Annotated in this window: 22 protein-coding genes; 16 read left to right on the forward strand and 6 right to left on the reverse strand. The window is 66.2% G+C overall.

The features are described from left to right. Window positions 1-2 precede the first annotated feature (2 nt). The 3 genes from DFS13_RS39835 to DFS13_RS08595 all read left to right on the forward strand — a co-directional run bounded on the left by DFS13_RS39835 (window position 3) and on the right by DFS13_RS08595 (window position 2,807). On the forward strand, window positions 3-431 hold the full coding sequence (locus DFS13_RS39835) for a hypothetical protein (RefSeq protein WP_134163137.1): 429 nt from the start codon (window positions 3-5) through the stop codon (window positions 429-431). A gap of 100 nt (window positions 432-531) precedes the next feature. Further along, window positions 532-1,032 (forward strand): contact-dependent growth inhibition system immunity protein, encoded by a 501-nt coding sequence (locus tag DFS13_RS08590; RefSeq protein ID WP_111441627.1) that lies wholly within the window; start codon window positions 532-534, stop codon window positions 1,030-1,032. A 32-nt stretch (window positions 1,033-1,064) separates the two neighbouring features. Continuing rightward, window positions 1,065-2,807, forward strand: coding sequence for a ShlB/FhaC/HecB family hemolysin secretion/activation protein (locus tag DFS13_RS08595; protein WP_111441628.1), 1,743 nt, complete (start codon window positions 1,065-1,067; stop codon window positions 2,805-2,807). Between the two features lie 142 nt (window positions 2,808-2,949). Here DFS13_RS08595 and DFS13_RS08600 read toward each other — a convergent pair whose 3' ends face one another. Both DFS13_RS08600 and DFS13_RS08605 read right to left on the reverse strand, forming a co-directional pair. Continuing rightward, on the reverse strand, window positions 2,950-4,221 hold the full coding sequence (locus tag DFS13_RS08600) for a M23 family metallopeptidase (RefSeq protein WP_111441629.1): 1,272 nt from the start codon (window positions 4,219-4,221) through the stop codon (window positions 2,950-2,952). Between the two features lie 337 nt (window positions 4,222-4,558). Beyond that, window positions 4,559-5,206 carry a TetR family transcriptional regulator gene (locus DFS13_RS08605; RefSeq protein WP_006499094.1) on the reverse strand — a complete coding sequence of 216 codons (648 nt, stop codon included), beginning with the start codon at window positions 5,204-5,206 and terminating at the stop codon, window positions 4,559-4,561. 151 nt (window positions 5,207-5,357) lie between these two features. Here DFS13_RS08605 and DFS13_RS08610 point away from each other — a divergent pair, with 151 nt between their 5' ends. The 9 genes from DFS13_RS08610 to DFS13_RS08650 all read left to right on the forward strand — a co-directional run bounded on the left by DFS13_RS08610 (window position 5,358) and on the right by DFS13_RS08650 (window position 18,345). After that, the gene (locus DFS13_RS08610; protein WP_111441630.1) at window positions 5,358-6,560 is read left to right on the forward strand and encodes a MexX/AxyX family multidrug efflux RND transporter periplasmic adaptor subunit; all 1,203 of its coding nucleotides are present in this window, start codon (window positions 5,358-5,360) and stop codon (window positions 6,558-6,560) included. A 15-nt stretch (window positions 6,561-6,575) separates the two neighbouring features. Beyond that, a complete protein-coding gene (locus DFS13_RS08615; RefSeq protein ID WP_006499092.1) occupies window positions 6,576-9,716 on the forward strand; it encodes a multidrug efflux RND transporter permease subunit in 3,141 nt (1,046 codons plus the stop codon). Further along, window positions 9,716-11,176 (forward strand): efflux transporter outer membrane subunit, encoded by a 1,461-nt coding sequence (locus DFS13_RS08620; RefSeq protein ID WP_111441713.1) that lies wholly within the window; start codon window positions 9,716-9,718, stop codon window positions 11,174-11,176. Before DFS13_RS08615 ends, DFS13_RS08620 begins: the two co-directional genes overlap by 1 nt. A gap of 102 nt (window positions 11,177-11,278) precedes the next feature. Beyond that, window positions 11,279-11,515 (forward strand): hypothetical protein, encoded by a 237-nt coding sequence (locus DFS13_RS40255; protein ID WP_154641320.1) that lies wholly within the window; start codon window positions 11,279-11,281, stop codon window positions 11,513-11,515. A 523-nt stretch (window positions 11,516-12,038) separates the two neighbouring features. After that, a complete protein-coding gene (locus DFS13_RS08630) occupies window positions 12,039-12,551 on the forward strand; it encodes a fimbrial protein (RefSeq protein ID WP_069352048.1) in 513 nt (170 codons plus the stop codon). Between the two features lie 122 nt (window positions 12,552-12,673). After that, window positions 12,674-15,127, forward strand: a complete 2,454-nt coding sequence (locus DFS13_RS08635; RefSeq protein WP_111441632.1) for a fimbria/pilus outer membrane usher protein — start codon at window positions 12,674-12,676, stop codon at window positions 15,125-15,127. Window positions 15,128-15,142: 15 nt separating this feature from the next. Then, window positions 15,143-15,889, forward strand: a complete 747-nt coding sequence (locus tag DFS13_RS08640) for a molecular chaperone (RefSeq protein ID WP_006486088.1) — start codon at window positions 15,143-15,145, stop codon at window positions 15,887-15,889. After that, window positions 15,886-16,911 carry a fimbrial protein gene (locus DFS13_RS08645; RefSeq protein ID WP_006486070.1) on the forward strand — a complete coding sequence of 342 codons (1,026 nt, stop codon included), beginning with the start codon at window positions 15,886-15,888 and terminating at the stop codon, window positions 16,909-16,911. The genes DFS13_RS08640 and DFS13_RS08645 overlap by 4 nt, the downstream gene beginning before the upstream one ends. An 84-nt stretch (window positions 16,912-16,995) precedes the next feature. Beyond that, window positions 16,996-18,345: a calcium-binding protein gene (locus tag DFS13_RS08650; RefSeq protein ID WP_111441633.1), complete on the forward strand. Its 1,350-nt coding sequence runs from the start codon at window positions 16,996-16,998 to the stop codon at window positions 18,343-18,345. A gap of 178 nt (window positions 18,346-18,523) precedes the next feature. On the opposite strand, the gene DFS13_RS08660 is transcribed toward DFS13_RS08650, so the two are convergent. Further along, on the reverse strand, window positions 18,524-19,288 hold the full coding sequence (locus DFS13_RS08660; protein ID WP_006499084.1) for a class I SAM-dependent methyltransferase: 765 nt from the start codon (window positions 19,286-19,288) through the stop codon (window positions 18,524-18,526). A 42-nt stretch (window positions 19,289-19,330) separates the two neighbouring features. Further along, window positions 19,331-19,858, reverse strand: a complete 528-nt coding sequence (locus DFS13_RS08665) for a DedA family protein (protein ID WP_034201948.1) — start codon at window positions 19,856-19,858, stop codon at window positions 19,331-19,333. 293 nt (window positions 19,859-20,151) lie between these two features. Between DFS13_RS08665 and DFS13_RS08675 the strand changes: the two genes are divergently transcribed. Both DFS13_RS08675 and DFS13_RS08680 read left to right on the forward strand, forming a co-directional pair. Further along, window positions 20,152-20,817: a response regulator transcription factor gene (locus tag DFS13_RS08675; protein ID WP_006486077.1), complete on the forward strand. Its 666-nt coding sequence runs from the start codon at window positions 20,152-20,154 to the stop codon at window positions 20,815-20,817. Beyond that, window positions 20,814-22,193: an ATP-binding protein gene (locus DFS13_RS08680; protein ID WP_048986562.1), complete on the forward strand. Its 1,380-nt coding sequence runs from the start codon at window positions 20,814-20,816 to the stop codon at window positions 22,191-22,193. The genes DFS13_RS08675 and DFS13_RS08680 overlap by 4 nt, the downstream gene beginning before the upstream one ends. Before the next feature lie 75 nt (window positions 22,194-22,268). On the opposite strand, the gene DFS13_RS40260 is transcribed toward DFS13_RS08680, so the two are convergent. Further along, window positions 22,269-22,406, reverse strand: a complete 138-nt coding sequence (locus tag DFS13_RS40260) for an HHHH-motif protein (protein ID WP_006486072.1) — start codon at window positions 22,404-22,406, stop codon at window positions 22,269-22,271. A gap of 46 nt (window positions 22,407-22,452) precedes the next feature. Next, window positions 22,453-22,698: a hypothetical protein gene (locus tag DFS13_RS08685; RefSeq protein ID WP_006491479.1), complete on the reverse strand. Its 246-nt coding sequence runs from the start codon at window positions 22,696-22,698 to the stop codon at window positions 22,453-22,455. A gap of 293 nt (window positions 22,699-22,991) precedes the next feature. Between DFS13_RS08685 and DFS13_RS08690 the strand changes: the two genes are divergently transcribed. Both DFS13_RS08690 and DFS13_RS08695 read left to right on the forward strand, forming a co-directional pair. Next, window positions 22,992-23,660 carry an RNA polymerase factor sigma-70 gene (locus DFS13_RS08690; protein WP_006486089.1) on the forward strand — a complete coding sequence of 223 codons (669 nt, stop codon included), beginning with the start codon at window positions 22,992-22,994 and terminating at the stop codon, window positions 23,658-23,660. 85 nt (window positions 23,661-23,745) lie between these two features. Continuing rightward, the gene (locus DFS13_RS08695; RefSeq protein WP_006476052.1) at window positions 23,746-23,988 is read left to right on the forward strand and encodes an MbtH family NRPS accessory protein; all 243 of its coding nucleotides are present in this window, start codon (window positions 23,746-23,748) and stop codon (window positions 23,986-23,988) included. Window positions 23,989-23,996: the final 8 nt, after the last annotated feature.

Raw genomic sequence — 23,996 nt, forward strand, 5'->3', positions numbered from 1 at the left:
CGATGGATGCTCGTGAGATGTTACTGTCAACCTTGCTCAAAACAGGTGATCGTACGGAGGTTTCCGGTTGGCTGGTCGACACTGATGATGGATTGTTTGTTCTTGGTGATCATTATCCAGAGGACTATGAGTATCCGTTTAGGGTAAAAATAGATAATGGAAATATTATGTATCCAATACTCAATTCGATTCCTAGTCTCGCGGGTGGCTGGTCATTATTATTTTATCGAGTAAAGCTAGTTGGTTTGTTTGCCTCTGGTGATCCTTGTTGTATGACGGCTGAAAGTTTAAGTGTTGAAGTCGATCGAGGTTCTGGTGTGTATGTGGATGTTGATATAAATCATGATCTGGTTTCAGCCTACGTTGATGAAAGGGGGGATTACGTATTCCGACGACCAAGGAATCCAAATCGGGATTGGTTGGATGATTGAGGTCTGATTCGAAATTGGCCTGATCAATAGCGGGGATTGCTTGGTTGCCTTAAGAGGCGGGTGATCTGCGAGGCGTCGTGCAAATCTGTAAGGGGGTGAATTGAGTGACGTTAAGCCTTGGCGCGGTGCGGCCATTTATCGAAATCGAGATTTCATTTTAATTGGAACGCAGTCTGGATATAGCGTTTCAATCGCAGATCCGGATGGCGGTGCACATTTCCTCGACACAGATGCTGATGACGAAACACTCGGTCGTTGTCTCAACGATGCGTTGTTGAAAAGCCGTTTCATTACCCCACAGCAACGTGCGAAAAATCAGCTTTTCTTCGATTTTCAGCTGGTTGGAGAGAACTATAAGAAGTGGGTCGATGGCCTTCTTACACGGTTTGGGTACAAAACCAAGCAAGCCCTGTTCAAGAAAATGATCTTGTGTCATGCAAAAGTAGTTGACGGTGTTCTAACGCTTGATCCAAACCGTCATGACAAGCTCGAAGCGTGGGAAGGGTTAGGCGACGACGCCAAAGTCATCCTTCCATCCGATTCTTCAGAAGCAGAAATCGGCGCTGCTCTGCGAGTCGCGTTGGACCGATGCATTCCTTAAATCGACGAACCCGATTGATAAGAACAACATCCATGAACATTGTCCGACGGGGAAGTTGCATTGCGGCCTCGCTGCTGTCCGTGACAGTAGGCGTAGCTGCACAGGAAATCCCGCAACATACGATCATTCCGGGTAACAATCAGCAGTCCAGACAGCAGGAAGAGGCGCGCCAGCGTGAACGGGCGGTTTCCGCACCCGGGGTGCGATCGGGCGTGGTGGCGAGTGTTGGGTATCCCACGCTACCGTCGGAAACGCCCTGCTTTCGGATCGAGCGTTTTGCGCTCGACGTACCCGATGCGCTACCCACGGCCGTGAAATCGCAAGGCGCGTCGACATTGCCGATGGATCGCTTCGCGTTCGCGCGTGAATGGCTTGAGCACTACGCCGGCCAGTGCATCGGAAAACAGGGCCTCGACATCCTCGTCAAGGGTCTGTCGCAAGCGATCCTCGCGCGCGGGTACGTTACTACGCGTGTGCTACTTCCTGAACAAGATCTCTCGACCGGTATCCTGAAGTTTTCACTGATCCCGGGTGTCGTTCGCCACGTGCGCTTCGCCGACGAGAAACTGCGCGGCACGTGGAAGACCGCATTTCCAACGGGCGACGGCGAACTGCTGAACCTGCGCGATCTCGAACAGGGTCTCGAGCAAATGAAACGCGTGTCGAGCCAGGACGTTTCGATGCAAATCGTTCCGGGCGAGCTGCCAGGCGAAAGCGATGTCGTACTCGACGTGAAGCGAGGCAAACCGTGGACCGTCGTCGCGTCCGTCGACAACTCCGGCACGCGTGCGACTGGCAAGCTGCAAGGCAATCTGTCGCTCGGCATCGACAATCCGCTCGGCCTGAACGACATTTTCAACGTCGGCGTGAGCCAGGATCTGGAATTTGGTGACAAGCGCCTCGGCTCGCACGGCTGGAACGGCTTCTATTCGATCCCGTGGGGCTACTGGACGGCCACGCTGTCCGCTTACACGAACACGTACTACCAGCAGATTGCTGGCGTGAATCAGACATTCGTCGCGAGCGGCAATTCAAAGACGGTCGATTTCAAACTGGCCCGCGTGCTGTCGCGTAGTCAGAACGATGTGTTCGGCGCCTACGCTCGCCTGTCACGCCGTTTTGGACAAAGCTTTATCGAAGACACTGAGATCTCGCAGCAGCGCCGCAATAACACGATGATCGAACTCGGCCTGACTGATCGCCACTACTTCGGCGGCGCGCAGTTCGACGGCTCACTTGCATATCGTCAAGGTGTCGGTGGATTGGGCGCCCAGGACGATACGTTGGCGGTGGGTGGCGGGCCGACCTATCGCTTCAAGATGGCGGTGCTCGACGCGAACTTGTCGGTGCCGTTTGCGATCGGTAAGCAGCCATTCCGCTATGTCGGCACATTCCACGGCCAGTACACCGGAAACACGCTTTATTACATCGACGACTTGACGATTGGCAGTCGCTATACAGTGCGCGGTTTCGATGGCGAGACGATGCTCGCCGCAGCACGCGGCTTCTACTGGCGCAACGAATTGCAGGCGCCGATCGGGCAGACGGGGCAGGCAGTGTATGCGGGACTCGACTATGGTCGCGTATGGGGGCCGCAGCCTGTCGTCCTTGTCGGGACGCAGTTGGCTGGCGCAGTGATCGGCATAAAGGGCAGCGTGGGTACGCGATTCGGAGCCTTTGCGTACGATCTCTTCGCGGGTACGCCTGTCTACAAGCCGTCGGGTTTTCCGACTGCGCGAGTGACGCTCGGTTTTCAGGTGACTGCTCAGTTCTGAAGACAATGAGACAAGGTACTTCTCCGACACGTACACGTCGCAAGCCATTGGTTCAAGCCCACGACCAACTGACGGTGTAGAGAAGAGCGCCGGCGCATTTTGACCGTCCGCTCTTCTGCAATCAGGATCTCGTGTCCCGGAATCAGCCTCGTTCCGCCGAGTAGTGCGTATCGAAAACCGCGCGCAGCGTCGATGGGCCGGTCGCGAAATCGCCCCACAGCGGCCCGTCGTTCTGCGTGAACGCGAACGGCGTCGTATTGATCGACGCGAGGCGCAAGCGCCATTGCGCGGCTTCCTGGCGGAACGCGGTGAGTTGCATGTCCGACAGCGCCGTCTGCGCGCTGGCCAGCGTGACGAGCGGATCGACCGGATCGTTCGCGACCCGCACCTCGAAATGCAGGTGCGGGCCGGTCGCCGCGCCCGTCATCCCGACCGAACCGATACGTTGCCCCTGCTTCACCGTTTCGCCGGTCTTGAGCCCGCGAGCGAACGCGGACAGGTGCGCGTAGTAGGTCGAATAGCCGTCCGCATGATCGACGATCACATAGCGGCCATAGCCGCCCGGATCGGTGCCGACGAACGACACGACGCCGTCGGCGGCCGCATCGACCGGCGTGCCGCTCGGCGCGGCGAGATCGACGCCCGTATGGAACGCCATCGCCTGCGACAGCGGATGGATGCGCTCGCCGAAGAACGAGCTGATGCGCGTCCACTTGACCGGCATCGTGAACGCGGCGGCTTCGAGTGGCGAGCCGTCGAGCGTGTAGTACGCACCGTGCTCGGCGCCCGGCGCGCGGAACCAGATCGCGCCGAACGTGCGGCCGGCGACGCGTAGCTCGAGCGCGGTGAGGCGCGGCGTGCCGTCGTTCGTGTCGAACGCGACGCGGTAATAGTCGCCGCGCTGCGCACTCGCGCGCATCGCGACCTTGCCGGTGACGAGATCGCCGAGCTGGATGCGCACCTCGGGCGGCACGTCGAGACGGTTCAGCGTATCGGACAGCGTGAGTTCGATGTCGCCGGCGCGCATGCCTTGCTGGTGGTCGGGCGCCGCGAACTGGAACAGGCTCGCATAGCCGAGCATGTCGTTGCGATGCGCGCTGAGCGGCGCGAACAGGCCCGGCTGCAGGCTGCGATCGTTGCGATCGAGGTGTTCGTTGCGCTCGCCGATCGTGCGGGCGAGCTCGCTCGTCACGAAATGCTGCGCGGTGGGAAACGGCGTATCGGACAGCACGCGCTGCGGCAGCGCGGCCGTGCCCGAGTCGACGGCGCCCGGCAGTTGCGACACGGCCGGCAGCGCGGCGGCGAGGCCGAATGCGGCGAGGGCGCCGAGCACGGCGGCCGGCACGAGCGCGCGCACGGCGCGCTGCGCGCGACCGGGCGCGACGGCATCAGGGGTTGCGACAGACTTGACCAAGGTGTCCACATCCAGGAAAGCGGTTCAAAGGGGTGTGGGCGGGGGCCGCCGGCGGCACACCGTCGAACGGCGACGGGGCGGGCGGCGGGCGTGCAACAAAACAGGCCCCGCCAGGGGCCTGTGTCGTTTCCGTTCGACCCAACCTGCGGGCAGTGCCCGCTTCGAACGGCGGCGTGCCTACCGGGTCGAACCCGGTTATCACGAAGACGCTAAAGAAAGATGACAGCGTCAGTCTACCGATGTTCCGTGAAACGTTAAAAATTTTAAAGAGGGTCAGCTCATTCGTTTCGCAGTGCGGTAAGTCGGGTTAAATCAGCATTTGTTACGACGATTTTCGTCAGTCCGGCAATTTTTGCGCGCGCCCACGCAGCGCGGCGGAGGTCCGGACGGCGTCGAAGCCGGCGTCGAGCATCGCCTCGGCGTCGTTCCACAGGTTGCCGCGCAGCCGGTTGGTCCAGATCATCGACGCGAACACGCCTTCGAGCAGCGACACCAGATAAACGGCGGCCAGATGCACGTCGAGATCGGCGGCGAGCTCGCCGGCGGCGATCGCGCGACGCAGCAGCGCCTTCGTGATCCGCAGCATCTGCAGCTCGAGCAGCATGCGGCGCCGCTGCAGCGCGCCGTTCTCCTCGCTTTGCTCGCACTTCGTATAGAGAATCACGAGCACGCGCTGCATCGGCCCCGGCTCGCCGCATTCCTGCAGGTAGTGCGACGCGGCGCGGCGCAGCGTCGCGAACGGCGGCAGGCCGTCGCCCGCGTCGAAGCCTTCCGACGTGCGCGCGAACGCGCGGTCGCACATCGCCAGACACACTTCCATCTTGTTGCGGTAGTGGCCGTAGACGGCGCCCCGCGACATCCCGGCGGCCTCGGCGAGGTCCGCCATCGCGGTCTGCGCGACGCCTCTTTCGAGCAGCACGAGCTCGGCGGCGTCGAGGATCCGGTGCTTGATGGCGAGCGATTCTTCCCGGGTCTTGCGGGCCATGTCGTGAAATTCCTTACAGTTCGCTGTCGTTTTATTGAGACAGTGTGTCGGTCAGATTGAAACAGCATGTATTTAATCAGTCGTGACTGATTATAATCGGCCACCCTGAGCCGCCGCATTGTATCGGCGGCGAATGATCCGAGGTCAGAACATGAATAACAAACGCACCCTGTGGCGCCGCATGCGGCTGGCGCCGTTCGCGCTCGCGGCCCTGCTGGCCGTGGCCGGATGCGGAAAGGGCGACAAGGACGCCGCGCCGGAGACCGCGAAGCAGGCCACCGTCGTGACGGTGCGCCCGACGGCCGTGCCGATGACCGTCGAACTGCCGGGCCGGCTCGACGCCTACCGGCAGGCGGAAGTCCGCGCGCGGGTCGCGGGCATCGTCACCGCCCGTACCTACGAGGAAGGCCAGGAAGTGAAGCAGGGCGCGGTGCTGTTCCGCATCGATCCCGCGCCGCTGAAGGCCGCACGCGACGCCGCGCAGGGCGCGCTCGCGAAGGCGCAGGCCGCCGCGCTCGCCGCGACCGACAAGCGCCGCCGTTACGACGATCTCGTGCGCGATCGCGCGGTGAGCGAGCGCGACCACACCGAGGCCGTCGCGGCCGATACGCAGGCGAAGGCCGAGGTCGCATCGGCAAAAGCCGAACTCGCGCGCGCGCAGCTGCAGCTCGACTACGCGACCGTCACCGCGCCGATCGCGGGCCGCGCACGGCGCGCGCTCGTGACCGAGGGCGCGCTCGTCGGGCAGGACCAGGCGACCCCGCTCACGACCGTCGAGCAGCTCGATCCGATCTACGTGAACTTCTCGCAACCGGCCGCCGACGTCGACGCATTGCGTCGCGCCGTGAAGAGCGGGCGCGCGACGGGCATCGCGCAGCACGACATCGCGGTGACGCTGCTGCGCGCCGACGGCACCGCGTATCCGCTGAAGGGCAAGCTGCTGTTCAGCGATCTTGCGGTCGATCCGACGACGGACACCGTCGCGATGCGCGCGCTGTTCCCGAATCCGGAGCGCGAGCTGCTGCCGGGTGCGTATGTGCGGATCGCGCTCGACACGGCGGTCGACCAGCGGGCGATCCTCGTGCCGCGCGACGCGCTGCTGCGCACGGCCGACCGCACGTCGGTGCGTGTCGTCGGCGCGAACGGCAAGGTCAAGGACGTCGAGGTCACGGCCGACCAGATGAGCGGCCATGACTGGCGCATCACGCGCGGCCTCGCGGGCGGCGAGCGCGTGATCGTCGACGACGCCGCGCAGTTCGCGCCCGATACGGCCGTCAAGCCCGTCGAGAAAGCGCCGCCGTCGAAGGCGGCGCCACCCGCGGCCGCTTCGCAGGCGGCCGCCCGTCAAACCTGACCGGTTCAAACCAACATGGCACGTTTCTTCATCGATCGCCCCGTCTTCGCGTGGGTGATCGCCATCTTCATCATGCTGGGCGGCCTGTTCGCGATTCGCGCGCTGCCCGTCGCGCAGTATCCGGACATCGCGCCGCCCGTCGTCAGCATCTATGCGACGTACCCGGGCGCGTCCGCGCAGGTCGTCGAGGAATCGGTGACCGCGCTGATCGAGCGCGAGATGAACGGCGCGCCGGGGCTGCTGTATACGTCCGCGACGAGCAGCGCCGGCGCGGCGTCGCTGTACCTGACGTTCAAGCAGGGCGTGAACGCCGATCTCGCGGCCGTCGAAGTGCAGAACCGGCTGAAGACCGTCGATGCGCGCCTGCCCGAGCCCGTGCGCCGTGACGGCATCCAGGTCGAGAAGGCCGCCGACAACATCCAGCTCGTCGTGTCGCTGACGTCCGACGATGGCCGGATGACCGACGTGCAGCTCGGCGAATACGCGTCGGCGAACGTCGTGCAGGCGCTGCGCCGCGTCGAGGGCGTCGGCAAGGTGCAGTTCTGGGGCGCCGAATATGCGATGCGGATCTGGCCCGACCCGGTGAAGATGGCCGGGCACGGCCTCACCGCGTCGGACATCGCGTCGGCCGTGCGCGCGCACAACGCGCGCGTGACGATCGGCGATATCGGCCGCAGCGCGGTGCCGGCCAGCGCGCCGATCGCGGCGACCGTGTTCGCGGACGCACCGCTGAAGACGCCGGCGGATTTCGGCGCGATCGCGCTGCGCGCGCGGCCCGACGGCTCGGCGCTGTTCCTGCGCGACGTCGCGCGCGTCGAATTCGGCGGCAACGACTACAACTATCCGTCGTACGTGAACGGCAAGGTCGCGACCGGAATGGGCATCAAGCTCGCGCCGGGCTCGAACGCGGTGTCCACCGAGAAGCGCGTGCGCGCGACGATGGACGAGCTGTCCGCGTACTTCCCGCCGGGCGTGAAATACCAGATCCCGTACGAGACGTCGTCGTTCGTGCGCGTATCGATGAACAAGGTCGTCACGACGCTGATCGAGGCCGGCGTGCTGGTGTTCCTCGTGATGTTCCTGTTCATGCAGAACCTGCGCGCGACGCTGATTCCGACGCTGGTCGTGCCGGTCGCGCTCGCGGGCACGTTCGGCGTGATGTATGCGGCCGGCTTCTCGATCAACGTGCTGACGATGTTCGGCATGGTGCTCGCGATCGGCATCCTCGTCGACGACGCGATCGTCGTCGTCGAGAACGTCGAGCGACTGATGGTCGAGGAAGGGCTCGGGCCGTACGACGCGACCGTCAAGGCGATGCGACAGATCAGCGGCGCGATCGTCGGGATCACCGTGGTGCTGACGTCGGTGTTCGTGCCGATGGCGTTCTTCGGCGGCGCGGTGGGCAACATCTACCGGCAGTTCGCGCTGTCGCTCGCGGTGTCGATCGGCTTCTCGGCCTTCCTCGCGCTGTCGCTGACACCCGCGCTGTGCGCGACGCTGCTCAAGCCGGTGTCCGGCGACCATCACGAGAAGGGCGGCTTCTTCGGCTGGTTCAACCGTTTCGTCGCGCGGGCGACGCAGCGCTATGCGACGCGGGTCGGCACGATGCTGAAGAAGCCGGTGCGCTGGCTCGTCGTGTACGGCGCGCTGACCGCGGCCGCCGCGCTGATGCTCACGCAACTGCCGACCGCGTTCCTGCCGGACGAGGACCAGGGCAACTTCATGGTGATGGTGATTCGCCCGCAAGGCACGCCGCTCGCGGAAACGATGCAGAGCGTGCGCGAAGTCGAGTCGGCCATCCGCCGCGACGAGCCGACCGCCTACACGTATGCGCTCGGCGGCTTCAACCTGTACGGCGAAGGGCCGAACGGCGGGATGATCTTCGTCACGCTGAAGAACTGGAAGGAGCGCAAGGCCGAGCGCGATCACGTGCAGTCGATCGTCGCGCGCATCAACGAGCGTTTCGCGGGCACGCCGAACACGACCGTGTTCGCGATGAACTCGCCGGCGCTGCCCGATCTCGGTTCGTCGAGCGGTTTCGACTTCCGGCTGCAGAACCGCGGCGGGCTCGACTACGCGACGTTCAGCGCCGCGCGCGAGCAACTGCTCGCGGCGGGCGGCAAGGATCGCGCGCTCACCGACCTGATGTTCGCGGGCACGCAGGACGCGCCGCAACTGAAGCTCGACATCGATCGTGCGAAGGCGTCCGCGCTCGGCGTGTCGATGGACGAGATCAACACGACGCTCGCGGTGATGTTCGGCTCCGACTATATCGGCGACTTCATGCACGGCACGCAGGTGCGGCGCGTGATGGTGCAGGCCGACGGGCTGCACCGGCTCGATCCGGACGACGTGAAGAAGCTGCGCGTGCGCAACGCGCGCGGCGAGATGGTGCCGCTCGCGGCGTTCACGACGCTGCACTGGACGCTCGGGCCGCCGCAGCTCACGCGCTACAACGGTTATCCGTCGTTCACGATCAACGGCTCGGCCGCGGCCGGCCACAGCAGCGGCGAGGCGATGAGCGCGATCGAACGGATCGCCGCGAAGCTGCCGGCCGGCATCGGCTATGCGTGGTCGGGGCAGTCGTTCGAGGAGCGGCTGTCGGGTGCGCAGGCGCCGATGCTGTTCGCGCTGTCGGTGCTCGTCGTGTTCCTCGCGCTCGCGGCGCTCTACGAGAGCTGGTCGATTCCGTTCGCGGTGATGCTGGTCGTCCCGCTCGGCGTGATCGGCGCGGTGCTCGGCGTCACGCTGCGGATGATGCCGAACGACATCTATTTCAAGGTGGGGCTGATCGCGACGATCGGGCTGTCGGCGAAGAACGCGATCCTGATCGTCGAAGTCGCGAAGGATCTGGTCGCGCAGCGCATGTCGCTCGTCGACGCCGCGCTCGAGGCCGCGCGCCTGCGGCTGCGGCCGATCGTGATGACGTCGCTCGCGTTCGGCGTCGGCGTGCTGCCGCTCGCGTTCGCGTCGGGCGCCGCGTCCGGCGCGCAGATGGCGATCGGCACCGGCGTGCTCGGCGGCGTGATCACGGCGACCGTGCTCGCGGTGTTCCTCGTCCCGCTGTTTTTCGTGATCGTCGGCCGCCTGTTCGACGTCGGCCCGCGCCGACGCGGCGGCGCGCAGCCGACGACGATGGAGGGTTCGCAACCATGATGTTTGCGCTGAATGCACGCGGCGCGCTGCGGGTTCAGGTCGCGCTGGCCGCCGCGCTGGCGCTTGCCGGCTGTTCGCTCGCGCCGCGTTACGAGCGTCCGGCCGCGCCGGTGCCGACGACCTATGCGCCGGTCGACGCCGGCACGGCATCGGCGGCCGAACCGCCCGCGGCGCAGGATGCCGCGTTGCTCGACGACTGGCATGCGTATTTCACCGATCCGGCGCTGCAGGCGTGGATCGACGCGGCGCTCGCGAACAACCGCGACCTGCGGATCGCGGCCGGCCGGCTCGACGAAGCGCGCGCGCTGTATGGCGTGCAGCGCGCGGACCGGATGCCGTCGGTCGATGCGAATCTCGGCTATGAACGCGCGCGCCAGTACGACCCGGTCGTGCGCGAAAGCGCGATCAGCGGGCTGTATCGCGCGGGCGTCGGCATCAGCGCGTACGAGCTCGACCTGTTCGGCCGCGTGCGCAACCTGTCCGACGCGGCGCTCGCCGAATACTTCGCGACGGCCGACGCGCAGCGCACGGTCCGCATCGGCGTGATCGCCGAAGTGGCGGGCGCGTACGTTTCCGAGCGATCGTTGCACGAGCAACTGGCGCTCGCTCAGCGTACGCTCGAAGCCCGCGAGCGGATGGCCGCGCTCACGCAACGCCGCTATGCCGCGGGCACGAGCGACGCGATCGAGCTGCGCTCGGCCGAGATGCTGGTGGCGTCCGCGCGCGCGTCGCAGGCCGCGCTGCAGCGCGAGCATGCGCAGGCCGTACGGGCGCTGCAATTGCTGGCGGGCGATTTCGCGCGCAACGTGCCCGACGACGCGACCGCGCTCGACACGCTGTCGATCGCGCCCGTGGCGCCGGGCGCACCGAGCCAATTGCTCGAACGACGGCCGGACATCCGGCAGGCCGAGGCACGGCTGAAGGCCGCGAACGCGAACATCGGCGCGGCGCGTGCGGCGTTCTTCCCGCGCATCGCGCTGACGACCGACTACGGCTCGGTGAGCGACGCGTTCTCGAACCTGTTCGCGGCCGGCACGAGCGTGTGGACGTTCGCGCCGCGCATCACGCTGCCGATCTTCGCGGGCGGACGCAATCGCGCGAACCTCGACGTCGCGCACGCGCGCAAGGACATCGCGGTCGCCGAATACGAGAAGGCCGTACAGACCGCGTTTCGCGAAGTGGCCGATGCGTTCGCCGCGCGCGACTGGATCGACCGGCAGCTTGCCGCGCAGCAGCACGTGTATGCGGCGGACGGCGCGCGGCTGAAGCTCGCGGAGCGTCGCTATGCGGGCGGCGTCGCGACGTATCTCGAACTGCTCGACGCGCAGCGCAGCACGTACGAGTCGGGGCAGGAGCTGATCCGGCTCAGGCAGCTCAGGCTCGCGAACGCGATCGCGCTGTACCGTGCGCTCGGCGGCGGCTGGGCGCCGGCAACGGCGGAGGCCGCGGCTTCCGTGTAGTCGGCGATGTGTTGCGTGGCACGGCAGCGTGCCACGCAACACGACGGCGGCCGCGCGATTCGACGTGCGGCCGCCATTTCAACAGGGCGTGCCGTGCCCGCCATGCCGCCGATCATCGTCGGCATTTCCTTTCGCTGTTCGGCGCCCCCGCTCTCCGCTCTTTCATCGCTCGGCGGGGCGGCGGCGCTGCTTTCGCGGCGTCCCGCATCCGTGGGTCGATCGTGTCATCTGCCGGCGCAAACGTATGCGCGGCGCTTCGTCGTTTTCATCCCGTCCAATCCGGCACGCCAGCCGCGTTCCGGCGACTGCACATGCATGCGATTCAAGATCGGCAATTGACGAAAGAATTAATCAATGCATTGGAATTAATGGTGGCGGCAAAATGTCGCGGTAAAACGTTTGTATGCTTTTCGCAATCGTTTGCGCGATAAGTCCGTATTGATGAAATGCCGTCTTTAATTTCCTGTCAGTTGAAAATGAGTCGATATTCGCGTTGCAATCGGGCAACGATGGCGGCGCAGGACAATGTTTTGTCTTTTGAGTGGCGGTTCCGCGCGAGCCAATGCCGGCAAGGGAGAGCGGGGGTGGCGACGATTATCGGCAAGAAATTCCTTTAATCTTCAATCGGTTCCGGAAAATAAAAAAGGACTGCGGATAAAAATTTTGGGATTGCAAATTCAAAAGAAAGAGTGCTGTTTTGGAGTGCGGAATCGAACATTGTCAGAATCATTTGACAATGATTTACAGAAATCTTTCATGGTTATCTCGATAATGCCGCCTCGTGTCGGACGGGAGCCACCATGCGCTGCCGTTTGTGTCCGCCACGTCGTCCATTCCATTTGCACTCCTTACGGGAAACGTCATGAAAAAATCCATCCTGACCGCTGTCGCACTCGCGGCCCTGTCCACCTCGGCCTTCGCAGCGGGCACCGGCACGATCAACTTCACGGGCGAGATCGTCGCGGGCGCATGCGGCATCGATTCGAACTCGGTCAACCAGACCGTGCAGCTCGGCAAGGTGCCGACCAACAAGTTCAAGCAGGCCGGCGACAAGTCGGACCCGGTGTCGTTCGACATCAAGCTGACCGACTGCGACACCAGCATCGCGCAGAACGCGTACTTCACGTTCACGGGCACGTCGAGCGCCGGCCAGCCGAAGCTGCTCGCCACGATCGGTTCGGCCACCAACGTCGGCATCCGCCTGCAAGCCGCGTCGGGCGAATACCTCGACAACGGCGCCGAGCAGAAGGCGCCGACGCTGCTGCAGAACGGCACGAACACCGTACGCTTCGCGGCGATGTACGAAGCGACGGCAGCCGGCGTGACGCCGGGTACCGCCGACGGCGTCGCGAACTTCACGGTCCGCTACCAGTAAGCGTCCGTACCGGAGGAGGGATGCATGCATCCCTTCCTCCTTCCTCTTTCCTCCCGTTTTCCTTCTCCCTGGACTCTCGGTAGCGCCGCGTGCGAATCAGACATTCCTTCCTTTGCGTCTCCGTGCTGGTCGTCGGCAGCCAGAGCCAGGCGACGGAATTCAATTCGTCGTTCCTCGACATCGACGGAACGAGCAACGTCGACCTGTCGCAGTTCTCGCAGGCGGACTTCACGCTGCCCGGCGAGTACATGCTCGACGTGCAGGTCAACGACCTGTTCTACGGGCTGCAAGCGATCGAATTCATCGCGGTCGACGCGTCGGGCGCCGGCAAGCCGTGCCTGCGGCCCGAGCTCGTCGCGCAGTTCGGGCTGAAGCCGTCGCTCGTGAAGGATCTGCCGCGCTTCCAGGGCGGGCGTTGCGTCGACCTCGGCGCGATCGAGGGCGCGACCGTGCGTTACCTGAAAAGCGACGGGCGGCTCAAGATCACGATTCCGCAGACCGCGCTCGAATTCACCGATTCGACCTACCTGCCGCCGGCGCGCTGGTCCGAAGGCATTCCGGGGGCGATGCTCGATTACCGCGTGATCGCGAACACGAACCGCAACTTCGGTGCGGGCGGCGGACAGACGAATGCGATCCAGGCCTACGGGACGGTGGGCGCGAACTGGGATGCGTGGCGCTTTCGCGGCGACTATCAGGCGCAATCGAACGTGGGTAACACGGCGTACGCGGACCGGACGTTCCGCTTCAGCCGGCTGTATGCGTTTCGCGCGCTGCCATCGATCCAGTCGACGGTGACGTTCGGCGACGACTACCTGACCTCCGACATTTTCGACACGTTCGCGCTGACGGGCGCGTCGATCCGCAGCGACGACCGCATGCTGCCGCCGTCGCTGCGCGGCTATGCACCGCTGATCTCGGGCGTCGCGCGCACCAACGCGACCGTGACGGTGTCGCAGGCCGGCCGCGTGCTGTACGTGACGCGCGTGTCGCCGGGCGCGTTCGCGCTGCAGAACATCAACACGAGCGTGCAGGGCACGCTCGACGTGGCGGTCGAGGAAGAAGACGGCAGCGTGCAGCGCTTCCAGGTGACGACGGCCGCCGTGCCGTTCCTCGCGCGCGCCGGGCAGTTGCGCTACAAGGCCGCGGTCGGCAAGCCGCGCCTGTTCGGCGGCGCCGGCATCACGCCGTTCTTCGGCTTCGGCGAAATCGCGTACGGCCTGCCGTTCGACGTCACGGCGTATGGCGGTTTCATCGCCGCGTCGGGCTACACGTCGATCGCGCTCGGCGTCGGTCGCGATTTCGGCGCGTTCGGCGCGGTGTCGGCCGACGTCACGCATGCGCGGGCGAAGCTGTGGTGGAACGGCGCGACGCGCAACGGCAACTCGTATCGCATCAACTATTCGAAGCACTTCGACGGGCTCGATGCCGACGTGCGCTTCTTCGGCTACCGCTTCTCCGAGCGCGAATACACGAACTTCGCACAGTTCTCCGGCGACCCGACCGCATACGGCCTCGCCAACAGCAAGCAGCGCTACTCGGCGACGCTGTCGAAGCGTTTCGGCGACACGTCGACCTATTTTTCCTACGACCAGACGACCTACTGGGAACGTGCGAACGAGCAGCGCGTCGGCCTCACGCTGACGCGCGCGTTTTCGATCGGCACGCTGCGCAACCTGAACGTCAGCGTGTCGGCTTTCCGCACGCAGAGCGCGGGCGCAAGCGGCAACCAGGTCTCGGTCACCGCGACGTTGCCGATCGGCGGGCGTCACACCGTCACGTCGAACCTGACGACGGGCAGCGGCAGCACGAGCGTGAACGCGGGCTACATCTACGACGATCCGAATGGCCGCACCTACCAGATCAACGCGGGCGCGACCGACGGACGCGCGTCGGCGAACGCGAGCTACCGCCAGCGCTCGTCGGCGTATCAGCTGACCGCGCAGGCATCGACGCTCGCCAACGCGTATGCGGCCGCGTCGCTCGAAGTCGACGGCTCGTTCGTCGCGACGCAGTACGGCGTGTCCGCGCACGCCAACGGCAATGCGGGCGACACGCGGCTGCTGGTGTCGACCGACGGCGTGCCCGACGTGCCGCTGTCCGGCACGCTCACGCATACCGATTCGCGCGGCTACGCGGTGCTCGACGGCATCTCGCCGTACAACGTGTACGACGCGACCGTCAACGTCGAGAAGCTGCCGCTCGAAGTGCAGGTGACGAACCCGATCCAGCGCATGGTGCTGACCGACGGCGCGATCGGCTTCGTGAAGTTCTCCGCCGCGCGCGGCAGCAACCTGTACCTGACGCTGACCGACGCGGCCGGCAAGCCGCTGCCGTTCGGGGCGTCGGTGCAGGACGCGGCGAACGGCAAGGAACTCGGCATCGTCGGCGAAGCCGGCGCGGCGTTCCTGACCCAGGTTCAGCCGAAATCCACGCTGGCGGTGCGGGCGGGCGAACGCACGCTCTGCACGATCGCCGCACTGCCGAACCAGCTCCAACTCGAAGGCACGCCGATTCCGGTGACGTGCCAGCCGCCCGGCGAGTCGCATGCAGCGGCCGCGCGGGCCGAACGATGATTTCACGGATCCACGATGAAGCATTCCTTTTCCCGTTCTTTCCCGCGGCGCGCGCTGGGCGTGTTCGCGACCGTCGGCGCGATGCTGGCAGGTGCCGCCCAGGCGGCGATCGTGCCCGATCGCACGCGTGTGATCTTCAACGAAGGCGAGCAGGCCGCGATCGTCACGATCACCAACAAGAGCACGACGTATCCGTATCTCGTGCAGTCGTGGCTCGAAGATGCGAAGGGCAACAAGATCACGTCGCCGCTGATGGTCGTGCCGCCGCTGCAGCGGGTCGAGGCGAACGAGCGCAACGTGCTGCGGATCGCGAAGCTGCCCGGTGCGCAACTGCCGGCCGATCGCGAGACGGTGTTCTACCTGAACATCCGCGAAGTGCCGCCGAAGACCGACACGCCGAACACGCTGCAGATCGCGCTGCATACGCAGATGAAGCTGTTCTACCGGCCGAAGGCCGCGCAGCCCGCGCGCGACGAGGACTGGACGCTGCCGATGACGCTGCGGGTCGATGCGGCCGCGCACAAGCTGGTGTTCGACAACCCGACGCCTTACCACGTGACGGTGGTCGACGTGAGCGCGGGCACGCAGAAGACGCCGGTGCCGATCGAGCCGACGATGGTGAGCCCGATGAGCACGGCCGAGGTGCCGTTCAAGGCCGCGACGCCGTCGACGCTGTTCGTCACGCACATCGACGACTACGGCGGCCAGGTGGCGGTCGAGTATGCGTGCGAGGCTGGTGCGTGCAAGAGCGTGAAGAAATGAGCGGGGGCGCGAAACAACGCGTGTCGCCGTTCGCGACGTGGCTGCGCTGGGCCGTGCTCGCGATGCTGATCGCGGTCGCGCAGCCGGCGTGGGCGCTGCGCTGCCTGGCCGACGGCGGCGCCGATTCGCTCACCGAGCCGATCGGCGGCGTCGCATCGTATCCGACGGATGCGCCGGACGGATACGTGATCTGGGTATCGCCGCCACGCACGACGACGGGATACTGCTACAAGGACTACGGCGGGGCCGCACTGAACTTTGCCGAACAGGTTTACTTCTACGCGAACCCGAGATCGCAGGATCCCGCCGCCTGGGGGCTCGAGATCGGCATTCGTTATGGTGGCCGCGACTATTTCGGCCTGGGCAGCGGACCGGGTGCGCGCGTGGAAACCACCACCACCGTCGGCACGTGTTCGCAATGGAACTTCGACCGGGGGCTGTGCCCGAAGGTGCCGCTCAGCATCACCTATCAGGTGGTGGTGCGCAAGAAGGGCCAATGGATGCAGCCGCCGAACGATATCTATGCGGTCTTCCAGTTCGACGGCAAGGGCGGCCTCAACGCGGCTCGATCGAGTTTCCAGTACCGGTTGAGCGGGTTGTCCCGTCTGAAGCCGACACCCTGCCTCGTCGACGTGCTGGTGACGCCCGAGCCCGGCATCGTCAATTTCGGTCAGGTGCAGACCACCGGCAACGGCTTCCTGCCTGCCGTGCCGCGTCGGCGGTTCTCGTTGTCGCTGTCGAAGAAATGCAGCATTCCGATTCGCGTCGACGGCTATTTCGAGGCGACCAAGGGCGCCGTGCAGAACGGTTTGCTGGTGCCGGCGAAGGACAGCAACTTCGGAATCGGTCTCGAGGACAGCCAGGGCAAGCCGATCGACTTCAACAAGCAGTTCACGCTCACGCAATTCGCGGCCAACGTTGCGAATCAGACCGTGATGCTCGATGCGGTGCTCAAGTCGTTCGGACCACCGAAGATCGGGCCGTTCGACGCGGCCGCAACGATCCGGATTTTCCTGTATTGAGCGTGGTGCGGCATGAGCGGCGTGCACCGCGCAACATGCTGCCTGTACCGGATTTTCATTGATGTACGGACGGAGGAGAAGGGGATGCATCCGAGACGCAATGTCGTCGCGGCCGTGCTGGCCGTGTCGGCGACGAGCGCGGTTCACGCGCAGACGGTATCGGCCGGCGGTTATTCGCTGACCGTGATCGGCGACCTGGGCGGGCCGCGCGACGTGCGGTACGACGGCAATGCCGTCAGCGCTGACGGCAAGACGATCATCGGTTCCTACTGGAGCGAAGCGCAGCCCGGTGGCTCGATGGCCTTCTCGTGGTCGGCCGCGACGGGCTGGCAGCGGCTGGCCGCGCCGGCGAATGCCTATGACTCGCAGGCACGGACGGTGTCGGCCGATGGGCAGGTGATCGGCGGGTCGATCAGTGCGCGCGAGACGGACAGCAGCAACCTCGATCGATGGGCGGTGCGATGGCCCGGCGACGGTCGCACGCAGAAACTCGTTCCGGATACGGCGGGCCGGGATGCATCGGTTGACGTTGCGAACCTCGCCGGCACGAGGATGGCGGGCAGCCTGACGACGACCGGCGGCCGGAATGCACGGTTCATGTGGGACCAGCCGAGGGGTTTTCGCGAGTTGCCGCCGGGCGGCGACTATCTCGTGCACCTGCTCGCGATGACCTCGTCCGGGAACGCGGCAGTCGGGTTCGCCGGCAATGTCGACGGCGTGTATGGCTCGCGTGCGCTTCTTTGGTCGGAACGAGCCGGCGAACGACTGTTGCCGACGATCAACGCGGGCGTGGCCAGAATGGATCTGGCCCGTGGCGTGACCGAGGACGAACGGACGATCGCCGGCGCGCTCGGCACCCTGGTGGTCACGCCGGATGGGCAACGGGTCGACTCGGAGGCCGTGCTGTGGACGAACGGCGGCGACGACATCCAGCGGCTCGGTTTTCTCGACGGCGACGACAATAGCCATGCGTCGTCGATCAGCACGGACGGGCGGGTTGTCATCGGCGAATCGAGCAACCGGCAGACCGGTGTCGCGCGCGTCTTCGTGTGGACGCCGCAAAGCGGCATGCGCAGCCTCGTTGCGTTGCTCGAAGCGGCCGGCCTGTCGGTCGGCACGCTGAACCTGGTCAACGTGATCGGCGTGAGCCCCGACGGGCAGACCATCACGGGGCAGGGTTATCGCGACGGCGATCCCGACTACCGGCCGCAGTTCTGGCAAGTGCACATCGATGCGGCGACACTGCGCGCGCTGCGGCCGGCGAGCCCGGGGGCCGACGCGTTGCGGGCGCGGGCGACGCAGCCGAAGGCGATGGCGGTGTCGCGCATGCTGGCCGCGCGGCCGAAGGCAGCGATGCAGCGAAGCGCCTGCCGCCTGCCCGTCATCCCGGCGCGGCTCGCGTCGTGCCGGCTGCTGTTGCCGGCCGCGCGCTAGCGAGCAGGGTCGCATGCAGGTGAAGCGATGAAACGAGGCGCCGTTTTACGGCGCCTCGTTTTGTTTACCGCATCGCCGCGGCACACCTTGTGCCCGTGATGCTCGCTGCGGCACACGCAGTGCGGTTGCGCTTCCCCGATGGCCGGCGCGGGCAGTGCGGCGGCCATGGTGGCCGCGCTCACAGTTCGACGGCTCGGCTGTTTATCTGCCGATGCGAATCGGCACGGCCCGAACCAACGCGCGGGCCCTCGCTCGGGGACAGCACCACAGCGCCGGGGCGCCGGGTCGCGTCCCGACCACGCAAAGCCGTTGCATCGACAACCCTCTCCAGCGACGGCAGCGCACGAGCCCGGTGCCTGCCGGCCACGTCGTCGAGCCGTTCGAACCGGTACACGAAGGCCGGCGGAAAATTCATCCACGCGACGCCGATCCGGACGGCGCGCATGCGCATCGCCTCCAGATAGCGCGCCGGAATCGGGCAGCGCGGCACATAGGTGAACTGATAGAACGCGCCACCGGCAGCCAGGTGGCGCACGAACGCGCCGTGCACGATCGCGACGGCCCGTTCGACCGGCATCGCGACGAGCGGCAACCCGCTCACGATCGCATGCGCGCGCTCCCCGCCGAAGAAGTCGCCGGTCATCCCGAGCTGGGCCGCGTCCATCTGCATCACCCGCAACGCGGGAAACTGATGCCGCAGCGCGTTCGCGAACGCAGGGTCGGCTTCCACGAGCACCAGCCGGTCGCTCGCGACGCCGCGCGCGAGCAGCGCGCGCGTGAACACGCCGGTGCCCGCTCCGAGTTCGATCACGGACGCGCCGTCGCGCGGGACATGCGCGGTGATCAGCGCGGCGAGCGCCGGGCCGGATGGCGCGAGGGCGCCGACCCGGCGCGGATGGCGCAACCACGTACGCAGAAACAGCATCCATTCGGGGATTCGCATCGGCAGGCTCCTGGTGGATCGATCGGTCAATGACGGGCGCGGCTAGGCGGCCGCTTGCGCGGCGAGATAGCCGGCCGTGATGAACAGCGTGTTCCATAGCGCGATGCCGGCCGCGGCGCCGGATGCGAAACGCGTGAAGCTCGTTTCCAGCAATCCGGCGAGCGCCGGCGCGACGAGCCGGACGAACGGCACCAGTTGCGACCACAGGGCGAGCCGCGTGGGCCGCGCGCGGATCCCTTCGATCAGCGCGTCGATTCGCGCGGGCTGCATCCTGCCCAGCGGCGCGAGGCGGCGCAGCAGGGTCAGCACGCCGTCTTCCGGCCACAGATTGCCGAGCGCGTAATGAAAGAGGCAGCCGGCGAAACTGCCGAGCACCGTGACGACGATCGCTTCCGGCAAGGTCCACGCACCTTGCGCACCGGCGACGCCGATCATCGCGAGCAGCACGTGCGACGGCAGCACGGGAATCAGCCGTTCGATCAGCGACAGCCCGGCGAGGCAGACGATGCTGTTGGCGCTGGCCAGGCTCAGCGCGAGGCCGAACGGAACGAGCGTGGCGAACTGGTTCATCGCACCGCTCCCGTGCGACGCGTGCACGACGCGCGGAACGTGCACGACGCGTGCGGTCTTCCATGCCAGAATGGCCCGTACCGGCCCGGCGCGAAGGGGGTGCGCCGCGCCGTCTTGCATCGCAGCAACGGAATCGAACAACAGAACACGGTCATGGCGGGCCTCTCGGGAAAGCGCCGGATGCAGGGCGCCGGCAATGCGGCGATCGACACGCATCGTGGCCCTTCGGCTTTAAGAAGTTTTTAATCGCGGTCCGTCACGCTGGCGACCTCGCCATTCGAGGAGCGATACCGATGCATATCCTGCTGGTGGAAGACGATGTGATGCTGGCCGACGCCGTGCGGGCTGGCCTCGCGCAGAACGGCTGGCGCGCGGACTGGTCGGCCGACGTGCCGGCGGCACGGCTCGCGCTCGTCGGGCACGACTACGACGCGGTGCTGCTGGACCTGCAACTGCCGGGCGCATCCGGTTTCACGCTGCTGGCCGCGATGCGCGCGAACTACGATGCGACGCCGGTGCTGATCGTGACCGCGCGCGATCAGTTGAGCGACCGTATCCGCGGCCTCGACGCCGGCGCCGACGACTATCTCGTGAAGCCGTTCCAGCTGGACGAGCTTTATGCGCGGCTTCGCGCGCTGACGCGCCGCAGCCAGGGCCGCGTGTCGGAGCGGCTCGTTTGCCGCGATGTCCACGTCGATCCGGCGCGCCGGGAAGTCACGCGCGCCGGCGAACCGGTCGCGCTGAGCATCCACGAATACCGGACGCTGCTCGCGCTGATGGAGCGGCAAGGGCGAGTCGTCACGCGCGCGCAGCTCGAGGAGCGCGTGTACGGCAACGACGGCGCAATCGAAAGCAACACGATCGCGGTGTACATCCATCAACTGCGGCGCAAGCTCGGCGACGAACTGATCGTGACGGTGCACGGCTTCGGCTATCGCATCGGGGAGGGCACAGCATGAGGTCGCTGCGTGTCCGCCTGCTCGCGACCGTGATGGCGACGGTCGTCGTGTTCTGGGCCGGCTGGGGCGCGTTTCTCGGCATCGCCCTGTGGCGCGAACAGCGCGGCTGGCGCGACGGCTTGCTCGAGGGCGCCGCGCAACTGCTGCTGTTGTCGTTGCCCGATACGATCGATCGCCTGCCGGAAGTGCGCGCGCAGGCGGTGGTGCCGAAAGCCGCATACGGCAAATACGACGTCGCGTTCCAGATCTGGGTCGACGGCCGCAACGTCATGCACAGCGCCGATGCGCCGGGGCCGGCGCTCAAGCCGGACATGCGCGACGGCTACGGCGTGAGCGCCGGGCGCGGGATCGCGCACGACGAGACCTGGCGGGTCTATTCGCTGTCGGGTCCGACCGGCCGGATTCACGTGCAGACCGGCGGGCCGGCCACGACCTGGCAGGAGAAGGCCAGCAATGCGGTGCAGCTCGGCCTGTTCAATACGGCGGTGATGCTCGCGATGCTGGGCGTGGCGATCTGGTGGGGGATCCGCTGGTCGTTCGGGCCGGTGCGCGACGTTCAGCGGGCGATCCAGCACAAGGCCGCATTCGATTTCTCGCCGTTGCCGCTGCTGACGCTGCCGCGCGAGCTTCGACCGCTCGTCGAATCGTTCAATCGGCTGCTCGCGCGGCTGAGTCAGGCCGTCGATACCGAGCGCCGTTTCATCGGCGATGCGGCGCACGAGTTGCGCATTCCGCTGGCGGCATTGTCGGCGCAGGCGGAAGTGGCGTTGCGGGCGGACAGTCCGGCGGACAAGGACGCCGCGCTGCGCCGGCTGGCAACGGGCGTGGAGCGCAGCGCGCGGCTGTCGGCGCAATTGCTCGAACTGGCGCGGCTGGATGCCGGCTCGCGTGCGGAGCAGCATGGGCCGGTCGACCTGGCGCGGCTCGTTGCGCTGATCGCGAGCGACTTCGATGCGGCCGCGCATGCGCGCCGGCAGACGGTGCGGGTGGCGATCGAGCCGGTATGCGTGTGGGGCGATCTCGACGAAATCGCGATCGCGGTGCGCAACCTGATCGACAACGCGCTGCGTTACGGCCGTGAAGGCGGACGGGTCGAGATCACGTGCGATGGCGCCGTGGAGGCGGGGCGGGTCAGGCTGCGGATCGCGGACGACGGGCCGGGCGTGCCGGTCGACCAGCGCGAGCGGATTTTCGAACGCTTTTACCGGGTGCCGGGCACTGCGCAGCCGGGAAGCGGCATTGGCCTGTCGCTGGTCGCGCGGATCGCCGAGTCTCATGGCGGAGCCGTCGACGTGACGGCCGGTATCGACGGGCACGGGCTCGCGGTGATCCTGTCGTTCCCGATCTGGCTCGCGCCGGAGCGATGGCAGGATTAGCGGCGGACGCCGCCTGGCGTTCGCAACGAAAAAAGCGCCGGCAAGCGGCGCTTGTTCGCATCGGCGGCGCGACGCTCAACGCACCCAGCGGCACACCTTGTGATGGTGATGCTCGAAGTGACACACGCGGTGCGGATGCGCTTCGGCGATGGCCGGCGCGAGTATGGCAGCGGCCATGGCGGCGGCGGTAAGGGTTTTCAGTAGCGTCTTCATGTCGAGGTCCTGTCGTCGAATGATGGATCAAGGGCGCGTCGCGGCATCACCACTGCGGCCGCTGATCGTCGCGGCGGTCATCCGGGCGATCGTCGCGGCGGTCGCGGTCGTCACGCGGGCCGGCATGCCGGGCTTCCCAGTCGCGGCGCTCCCAGTAGCGATTTCCGTCCCAGTAACGATCGCCATGCCAGCCGATCGTGACTTCGGCAGGGCCGGGGTAGGCGACGCACCCGGCGAGCATCACGCTCGACAGCGCGCCCACCATGACTGCGGATAACACGATGGCTTTCATGTCGTTCTCCCTTGGAAACGGCAGGTCGATCGTACGAGCCCCCAAAATTTCACGTGGTAAGAAGTTGCTACCGCCGATGACACGGGCGGGCGGTTCGTCAGGAACATGAAAGCATGCGTCGGCGGCGTGCGAACCGTCCGCGCGGCGCAGACGCACCCATGTCCGCTCCGGCAACGATTCGGATCATTGTTCAGACAAATCCTGACAACCGAAAGGGTCATCCTGTAATCGGATTGAGAATGATTTGCGTTTACGTTAAATTGCGCTATCTCGGAATTTGACGGAGCAGATCGATGGCCATGGCGGAAGTGCTCGACCGACCGGCGGCGGCAGCGGCAAACCCGTTCCTCGGCAGTTATCCGGACCTGCCGCCGCGCGCCGCGCCGCGTGCGCGCCGGGCGTCCGAGCCCCGCGCGCAGGGCGCGCTGCTCGACGTGCTGATCTCGCATCGCGCGATGCTCGTCAACGTCGCGCGCGGCTTCGTCGGCTGCGCGAGCCGCGCGGAAGACGTCGTGCACGACGTGTTCGTGAAGCTCGTCGAATTCCCGAACCAGGACGCGGTGCGCCAGCCGGTCGCCTATGTGACGCGGATGGTGCGCAACGCGTCGATCGATGCGTGCCGTCGGCAAAACCTCGAAAACGTCTATCACACGGAAGAGGACGACGGCTTCGACGTGCCGTCGCCCGAGCCGACGCCGGAAGCCGCGCTGATGACGCGCGACACGCTGCGGCGCGTGTGGGCCGCCCTCGACGACCTGCCGGCGCGCAGCCGCGCGGCGTTCGAGATGGTGCGGCTGCGCGAGGAAACGCTGCAGACTGCGGCGCGCGCGCTGAACGTGTCGCAGACGCTCGTGCATTTCATGGTGCGCGACGCGGAGCGCCACTGCGCGGAATGCCTCGACGCGTGCCATCGCGGCGTCGCCTGTCCGGTGTTCCTGGGCGGCCGTGCGCGGCGGCGGTAAAAAAACGCGCCGGCCAACCGTCTATCAGACAGGAGCGGCCGAATCCGCCGCTTCGCCTCCTTCAACCGCCCAGCGATTTCCGATCATGACGCAAGCCCCGACGCCTTCCGCCGACACCGACGATCTCGTCTATACGGTCGTCATCAACGACGAAGAACAGTATTCGATCTGGCCGACGTTCCGGCCGGTGCCGGCCGGCTGGCGCGAAGTCGGCGTGAGCGGCCCGAAGGCCGACTGTCTCGCGCACATCGAGACGGTCTGGACCGACATGCGCCCCGCGAGCCTGCGCCGCGCGATGGACGGCGAGCGCGCGACGCGCGCGTCGTGATCTGCTGC

It is taken from the genome of Burkholderia sp. 28_3 (assembly GCF_003253915.1).
Taxonomy (GTDB): domain Bacteria; phylum Pseudomonadota; class Gammaproteobacteria; order Burkholderiales; family Burkholderiaceae; genus Burkholderia; species Burkholderia cenocepacia.

What these genes read in the sequence shown, in the direction of transcription:
- DFS13_RS39835 (WP_134163137.1), top strand. Translation starts at nt 3, where the DNA reads ATGGATGCTCGTGAGATGTTACTGTCAACCTTGCTCAAAACAGGTGAT.
- DFS13_RS08690 (WP_006486089.1), top strand. Translation starts at nt 22,992, where the DNA reads ATGGCCATGGCGGAAGTGCTCGACCGACCGGCGGCGGCAGCGGCAAAC.
- DFS13_RS08695 (WP_006476052.1), top strand. Translation starts at nt 23,746, where the DNA reads ATGACGCAAGCCCCGACGCCTTCCGCCGACACCGACGATCTCGTCTAT.
- DFS13_RS08665 (WP_034201948.1), bottom strand. Translation starts at nt 19,858, where the DNA reads ATGAACCAGTTCGCCACGCTCGTTCCGTTCGGCCTCGCGCTGAGCCTG.
- DFS13_RS08630 (WP_069352048.1), top strand. Translation starts at nt 12,039, where the DNA reads ATGAAAAAATCCATCCTGACCGCTGTCGCACTCGCGGCCCTGTCCACC.
- DFS13_RS08650 (WP_111441633.1), top strand. Translation starts at nt 16,996, where the DNA reads ATGCATCCGAGACGCAATGTCGTCGCGGCCGTGCTGGCCGTGTCGGCG.
- DFS13_RS08640 (WP_006486088.1), top strand. Translation starts at nt 15,143, where the DNA reads ATGAAGCATTCCTTTTCCCGTTCTTTCCCGCGGCGCGCGCTGGGCGTG.
- DFS13_RS08680 (WP_048986562.1), top strand. Translation starts at nt 20,814, where the DNA reads ATGAGGTCGCTGCGTGTCCGCCTGCTCGCGACCGTGATGGCGACGGTC.
- DFS13_RS40260 (WP_006486072.1), bottom strand. Translation starts at nt 22,406, where the DNA reads ATGAAGACGCTACTGAAAACCCTTACCGCCGCCGCCATGGCCGCTGCC.
- DFS13_RS40255 (WP_154641320.1), top strand. Translation starts at nt 11,279, where the DNA reads ATGCCGCCGATCATCGTCGGCATTTCCTTTCGCTGTTCGGCGCCCCCG.
- DFS13_RS08610 (WP_111441630.1), top strand. Translation starts at nt 5,358, where the DNA reads ATGAATAACAAACGCACCCTGTGGCGCCGCATGCGGCTGGCGCCGTTC.
- DFS13_RS08605 (WP_006499094.1), bottom strand. Translation starts at nt 5,206, where the DNA reads ATGGCCCGCAAGACCCGGGAAGAATCGCTCGCCATCAAGCACCGGATC.
- DFS13_RS08615 (WP_006499092.1), top strand. Translation starts at nt 6,576, where the DNA reads ATGGCACGTTTCTTCATCGATCGCCCCGTCTTCGCGTGGGTGATCGCC.
- DFS13_RS08620 (WP_111441713.1), top strand. Translation starts at nt 9,716, where the DNA reads ATGTTTGCGCTGAATGCACGCGGCGCGCTGCGGGTTCAGGTCGCGCTG.
- DFS13_RS08660 (WP_006499084.1), bottom strand. Translation starts at nt 19,288, where the DNA reads ATGCGAATCCCCGAATGGATGCTGTTTCTGCGTACGTGGTTGCGCCAT.
- DFS13_RS08675 (WP_006486077.1), top strand. Translation starts at nt 20,152, where the DNA reads ATGCATATCCTGCTGGTGGAAGACGATGTGATGCTGGCCGACGCCGTG.
- DFS13_RS08645 (WP_006486070.1), top strand. Translation starts at nt 15,886, where the DNA reads ATGAGCGGGGGCGCGAAACAACGCGTGTCGCCGTTCGCGACGTGGCTG.
- DFS13_RS08685 (WP_006491479.1), bottom strand. Translation starts at nt 22,698, where the DNA reads ATGAAAGCCATCGTGTTATCCGCAGTCATGGTGGGCGCGCTGTCGAGC.
- DFS13_RS08595 (WP_111441628.1), top strand. Translation starts at nt 1,065, where the DNA reads ATGAACATTGTCCGACGGGGAAGTTGCATTGCGGCCTCGCTGCTGTCC.